This window comes from Methylobacterium sp. CCH5-D2 (assembly GCF_001556475.1).
Classification (GTDB): Bacteria; Pseudomonadota; Alphaproteobacteria; order Rhizobiales; family Beijerinckiaceae; genus Methylobacterium; species Methylobacterium hispanicum.
In genome coordinates this window covers 1-5,387 of the sequence record NZ_LSIX01001018.1, presented here as the reverse complement: position 1 = coordinate 5,387, position 5,387 = coordinate 1, and the positions used below count along the sequence as shown (strand labels likewise).

The 5,387-nt window shown below is 72.5% G+C and carries 6 protein-coding genes and 1 pseudogene; 5 read left to right on the top strand and 2 right to left on the bottom strand.

The features are described from left to right. Together AX737_RS36490 and AX737_RS27725 are read right to left on the bottom strand one after the other, a co-directional pair. Positions 1-131, bottom strand: a pseudogene (locus tag AX737_RS36490) (CsbD family protein); the annotation flags it as partial. A gap of 248 nt (positions 132-379) precedes the next feature. Next, a complete protein-coding gene (locus AX737_RS27725) occupies positions 380-1,840 on the bottom strand; it encodes a helix-turn-helix transcriptional regulator (protein ID WP_066927097.1) in 1,461 nt (486 codons plus the stop codon). 216 nt (positions 1,841-2,056) lie between these two features. On the opposite strand from AX737_RS27725, the gene AX737_RS27720 reads away from it, so the two are divergent. The 5 genes from AX737_RS27720 to AX737_RS27695 all read left to right on the top strand — a co-directional run bounded on the left by AX737_RS27720 (position 2,057) and on the right by AX737_RS27695 (position 5,165). Beyond that, the gene (locus tag AX737_RS27720; protein WP_197430743.1) at positions 2,057-2,743 is read left to right on the top strand and encodes a sigma-70 family RNA polymerase sigma factor; all 687 of its coding nucleotides are present in this window, start codon (positions 2,057-2,059) and stop codon (positions 2,741-2,743) included. A 112-nt stretch (positions 2,744-2,855) separates the two neighbouring features. Beyond that, positions 2,856-3,341, top strand: a complete 486-nt coding sequence (locus AX737_RS27715; protein WP_066927096.1) for a PRC-barrel domain-containing protein — start codon at positions 2,856-2,858, stop codon at positions 3,339-3,341. A gap of 376 nt (positions 3,342-3,717) precedes the next feature. Beyond that, on the top strand, positions 3,718-3,972 hold the full coding sequence (locus tag AX737_RS27705; protein WP_066927088.1) for a hypothetical protein: 255 nt from the start codon (positions 3,718-3,720) through the stop codon (positions 3,970-3,972). A gap of 195 nt (positions 3,973-4,167) precedes the next feature. Continuing rightward, positions 4,168-4,779: a DUF308 domain-containing protein gene (locus AX737_RS27700; RefSeq protein ID WP_066927086.1), complete on the top strand. Its 612-nt coding sequence runs from the start codon at positions 4,168-4,170 to the stop codon at positions 4,777-4,779. 98 nt (positions 4,780-4,877) lie between these two features. Next, positions 4,878-5,165 carry a hypothetical protein gene (locus AX737_RS27695; protein WP_066927082.1) on the top strand — a complete coding sequence of 96 codons (288 nt, stop codon included), beginning with the start codon at positions 4,878-4,880 and terminating at the stop codon, positions 5,163-5,165. The last annotated feature ends 222 nt before the right edge of the window (positions 5,166-5,387 follow it).

The window sequence follows — 5,387 nt, the reverse complement described above, 5'->3', positions numbered from 1 at the left end:
GCCCGGCCGCCCGCCTCGCGCAGGCGGCCCTCGACCGAATCCTGCCTCGAGCCGGCGATATCGCCGACGGCGCCCTGCACCGCACCCCCGAACGCCTTGGCGGCACCCGTGATCCTGTCGGTATCGATCATCTCGTTCTCCTCTGGTGTCGATCGGGGACGGCGGCCGGAGGCTCCGGATGACGCCGCCCGGCCTCGCCCCGGGCATTGCCGGTGCACTGGCCGATGGCCTGCTCCGCCGAGCACCGGAGCGGCTCGGCGGAAGCGGATTTCGCGTGCGCGATCACGGATGCCTCCTGCCGCGAAGGGGGCCCGGATAAGCCTGACGTGTGCGCGATCCGCGGATGGTCAAGGATACGAAAATACCAGTTCCATGGACTTCAGAGGCTGCCGACCTGATAGGGGAAGCCGTTCTCGCGTCCCCAGACCACCGCTTCCGTACGCTTGTGGATGCCGAGCTTGCGGTAGAGCGCGGCGCCGTGGTTGCGCACGGTGTTGCGCGACAGGCCGAGCTTTCTGGCGATCGCATCGTCATCGAGACCGGAGCAGATCAGGTTCAGGATCTGGCGCTCGCGCACCGTGAGGTTGGGGGCCGCGGCGTCGCCGCTCTCGCGGCCCGGACGGCGCAGGTTCGCCAGCTTCTCGATCAGCCCGCGACTGAACCACGAGGTGTCGGCCATCACCGTCTCGATGGCCTCGAACAGCTCGCGCTCGCCGTGCTTGCGCTCGGTGATGTCCTGCAGGACCAGCAGAACGAAGACGGCGTCGCCGATCTCGACCCGTTCGGCCGAGACCAGGCAGTCGAGCTGGGCCCCGCTCTCGTGGCGCAGGCAGACTTCCGCGCCGAGCACGTGGCCGGCCCGCGCCAGGGCGGCCTCGAAGGACTGGCGCTGGGTCTGCGCGACCCAGAGCCCGGTCTCGACGAGGGTGCGACCGACTATCCCGTCCTCGCCCAGGCCGAAGACGCGGGTGAAGGCCTCGTTGATGCCGGTGACCTGGAGGTCCTCGCAGCGGGCCAGCACGGTCGGCACGGGGGTGAGCCGGAAGGCCTTTGCGAAGCGCTCCTCGCTCTGGCGCAGGGCCGTCTCGGCCTTCCTGCGCAACTCGAGGTCGGCGAAGGTGAAGAGCATGCAGGGCTCGTCGCCCATCTCGATGGGCTGGCCCGCCACGATCACGAAGCGGCTGGCGCCGTCGGGCAGGTCCAGGCACGCTTCCATCTGCGGGATGGTGCCCCCCTGGTGCAGGCGCGAGACCGCGAGATCCCGGTTGCGGGCGTTGGCCAACACGTCAACCTCGTAGACGCTGCGGCCGATGACGGCGTCGCGGGTGTGCCCGGTCATCTCCAGGAAGCCCGCGTTCACCTTGACGTGGCGCAGGTCGGAGAGCCGCGTGATGACGGCGGGCGCCGGGTTGGCGTTGAAGGTCCGCTCGAAGCGCTCCTCGGCCTCGAACTGGCCGGAGACGTCCTTGAGGATGAGGGCGAGGCAGCTCGGCTTGCCCGCCCGGTCGGTGGCGACCAGGCTCCTGAGCGAGTGCACGAAATCGACATCCGGCCGGTCGGGGCGGGTCACCTCGACGACCACGTCGTGGAAGCGCTCGCCGGCCACCACCCGCTCCATCGGGTAGGCGTCGGGGGCCCGGTTGTTGCGGTAGCGCAGGCAGAAGCGCTCGCGGTAGGCATCCACCGTCGCCCCGAGCTCGTCGATCGAGGCGGCGCCGTGCATGGCGAGGGCGGCCGCGTTGGCGTAGGCGATGGTCTGGTCGGGCTCGACCAGGATCACGCCCTCGCTCAGGCCGGCGATGATCTGCCGGAGTTCATGCCGGTCGACGTCCGCCGTCACGGTTCGCAGCGCTCCCTCGTCCGCAACGCTGCCCGGTCGGCAGCGGTGCACAAACGGATCGCGCCCATGCCGGTTCCACGCGGCTTCAGTCGTTCACTGGTATAGCCGTATTATTGACGCAAACGTTATCGACCAGAAATAAGTCGTCGCCCGGATGGAACCCCGGGGCCCGAGACGGGCGCCCTCTTCCGGTCCGCCACGAGTGACCTTCCCGTGATGCAGAGCGACCAACAGGTGCCGGAGCCCGCCGAGCGCGGTGCCGTGATCCCGATCGTTCGCGCCCGGCTCGGGCAGGAATTGCGGGAATACTATCCAGAGGTTGTTTTTTTAGAGATTGATTCTCGTCTTGGGCGAGTCGTCGAGCGCCTGTCGGGCGCCCTCGACGCGGCCGAGGCCGAGGGACAGGTGCGGGCGGGTTTCAAGGACGCGCTGATCGGAGCGCTGCCGCGGCTGCGCCGCTACGCGCTCGCCCTGACGCACCCCGACCTCGCGCAGGCCGACGACCTCGTCCAGACCGCGCTGCTCAGAGCATGGGAGCACCGGCGCGGGCTCCCGCCCGGCGGCAGCCTCGTCGCGTGGCTGTTCACCGTCCTGCGGGCCGCCTTCGTGGACGGCAGACGCGGCGGCCGGCCCGAGGCCCTCGGTGGAGCCGCGACGCCCGCCGGCTCGCCCGGGCAGGAGGCCGGGCAGGAGGCCGGGCAGGAGGCCGGGCCGGATCCGCGCGACCTGCGCACGGCCCTCGACCGGCTCGATCCCGCGCAGCGCGAGGCGCTGCTCCTGATCGTGGTCGAGGGCCTGTCCTACGAGTCCGCGGCCGCCATCATCGGCTGCCCGTCCGGCACGGTGAAGAGCCGCGTCAGCCGGGCGCGCGAGCGCCTCGCCGCCGAACTCGGCCGGGCGTGATGCCCGCCCGGAACCGATGACGGACCGGCGGCCTTCCGGATGCATCCGGAAGGCGCCGGCCGCGTTGGCGCACGCACATTCCCCCCTCAGCACGTCGAACCGAAGGATCCCGATGACCCGCCACGCCCTCTTCCCGGCGCTCCTGCTCGCCTGCGCGTCCGTCCCGGCCCTTGCCCAGACCTCTGCGCAGACCCCTGCCCAGCCCGCTCCCCAGACCCCTTCCCAATCCCAGGCCTCGGACGCCGTGCCCAGCGCGCCGGCGACGTTGGACGACGACCTGAAGGCGAAGTTCGTGGCCCAGGCACCCGAGGACGTGGTCGCCTCCAAGCTCATCGGCACCAGCATCCGCAACGGCGCCAACGACACGATCGGCTCGGTCGCCGACGTCGTGTTCGACGACAAGCGCGCGATCAAGGCCTATGTGGTCAGCGTCGGCGGCTTCCTTGGCCTGAACGCCAAGTACGTGGCGGTGGCCCCCGACACCCTGCGGCTCGCGCGCAAGGACGGCGGGGCGCTCGACGCTGTGATCGAGACCGACAAGGACCAGCTGCGCGCCGCGCCGGAATACGTCTATCTCGGATCCCAGCCGAAGCGGTGAGGCGGCCGCACGCGGGCCCGAAAATCTTCGCGTACCGGTAGATCCTGCTCAGGGCGGGCGGCCCCGGCATGCCTACCTACGACGGATGGGGGCCGGAGCCGCGTCCCCGCGAGGCGGCGACGCGGTCGTGCCGGCCCCGCATGCCCGTCCGGGAATGCGGCCGGTCCCCGATCCCTGTCCTGGAGACGAGGAGCAGCGATGGCCGAGCTGGGCCAGCCGAACCCGTCGCCGGCCGAGCCCGGCCCGCGACCTCTCCCGCGCGATCGCCCGCTCGGTCCGGACGAGCCCTGCGCGCCGGTGGACGTCCCGCCGGAGGCGCCGCGCCCGGGCATCGGACCGGACGTTCCGCCCGGCGATCCGAGCGGATCCGACATCCGTGCCTGACGGCGTCCCCGGGAAGGGCCGGTCCGGCGCGGAGGCGCGGCTCTACGCCGACCGCGCCATGCGGGAGGCGACGGAGGCCGGCCTCACGCCCGGCGAGCTCGCCGACCTGCTGCGGGGCGGTGCCGTCACCGAGGCCGTCCCGCCCTGGCCGGGCGAGGATCCCGACGCCTACGCGGACCGGGCCACGAGCGAGCTGCTGACCCGCTATCTCGCCGCGGGCGCTGACGATCCGCCGCCCCGCCCCTGATCTGCCGCAGGAAGGGCGGCGGCCCGACGCCGCCGTGCCGGCGAGGGTCCGCTCGCGCGGCCGGCAGCGGCCTTCACGGGTCCGTCCGGTTTTGATCTGGCTCAAGTGTCCCTGCGCGCGGCGGGTCTAGCCTGTCGATCGGGCGGACAATCCGATCGCCCCCATGATGTCGCACGCCATGATGGAGGTGTCGTTATGAGCGGCACGGCAACCTTTGGGAGCGCGCCGGCCGGCGCGGGGCGCGGGCGTGGCTGGTTCGTTGCCGTGGGCAGCGTGCTGCTGTTGCTCGGCATCGCCGGCCTGTTCATGGTGGTGACCCTCACGATCGCCAGCACGCTGTGGTACGGCGTGCTCCTGCTCGTGGCCGGCATCGTCGAGATCGTCGAGGCGCTGGCCAAGCCCGGGGAGAGCGAGGCCTGGCGCTCGCGCGCCGTGCGGTTCCTCGCCGGCCTCCTGTACCTCGTCGGCGGCCTCTACGCGGTCTTCCAGCCGCTCGCGGCCTCGCTCGCCCTCACGCTCGTCCTCGGCCTGACCCTGATCGCCTCGGGCGTGGCCCGGGCGATCTGGGCCGTCGCCCACGACGCGCAGATCTCCCGCGCCGCGGTGATCCTCTTCGCCGTGCTCTCGGTGCTGCTGGGCGCCGCCATCATCGCGCAATGGCCGTATTCGGGCCTGTGGGCGATCGGCCTGTTCGTCTCCTGCGACCTGATCGCGGCGGGCCTCTCGTGGTGCTGGGTCGGGCTGTTCGGGAGGCCGCCGGTCCCTGCGAACCGCTTCACGCCCCGCGGCGGGGTCGCGGCGCGCTGAACGGCCGCTCGCGGCGGGAGACAGGCCTCCTGCCCTCGCCCCCTGCCCTCGCCCCCTGCCCTCGGCCGGACGCCGGCATCCGACACGGGAGGATCATCATGGGACCGCTGCATCGTCGATCGCCGTCTCGTCGCGCCGTGCTCGGAGGCTTCGGCTCCGCGCTCGCGGCCGCCGCCGGCCTGGCCCTGATGCCGGGCGCCGCCGAGGCGGTGCTCCTGAGGGCGGGACCCGTCGGCGACGTCCCCCTCGGCGAGGCGCCTCCCGGCGACGCTCCCGTCGCCGCGGACGACGCGCGCGTCGAGAAGGCACAGGTCGTCGTCGTCCCCCGCCGCCGCCGCCGGGTCTGCTGGTGGCGGCGGGGACGGCGCGTCTGCGCCTGGCGCTGACGGCCTCACGCGGGGTTGCGCGCCGCGACGACGCGAGGCCCGTCGAGATCCGCCTTGCCCGGAATCTTGCCCGGGATGGAGTTCGGCCGATGGCGACGAGACGCGCGTTCATCAAGACGCTGCCCGGCGTGGGGATGGGCATGGCCCTGGGGACGGCGTTGTCGGTCCCGGGCTCCTTCACGGCGGAGGCGGCCCCGGACCGGGCGGAGGCGGGCGAGGAGG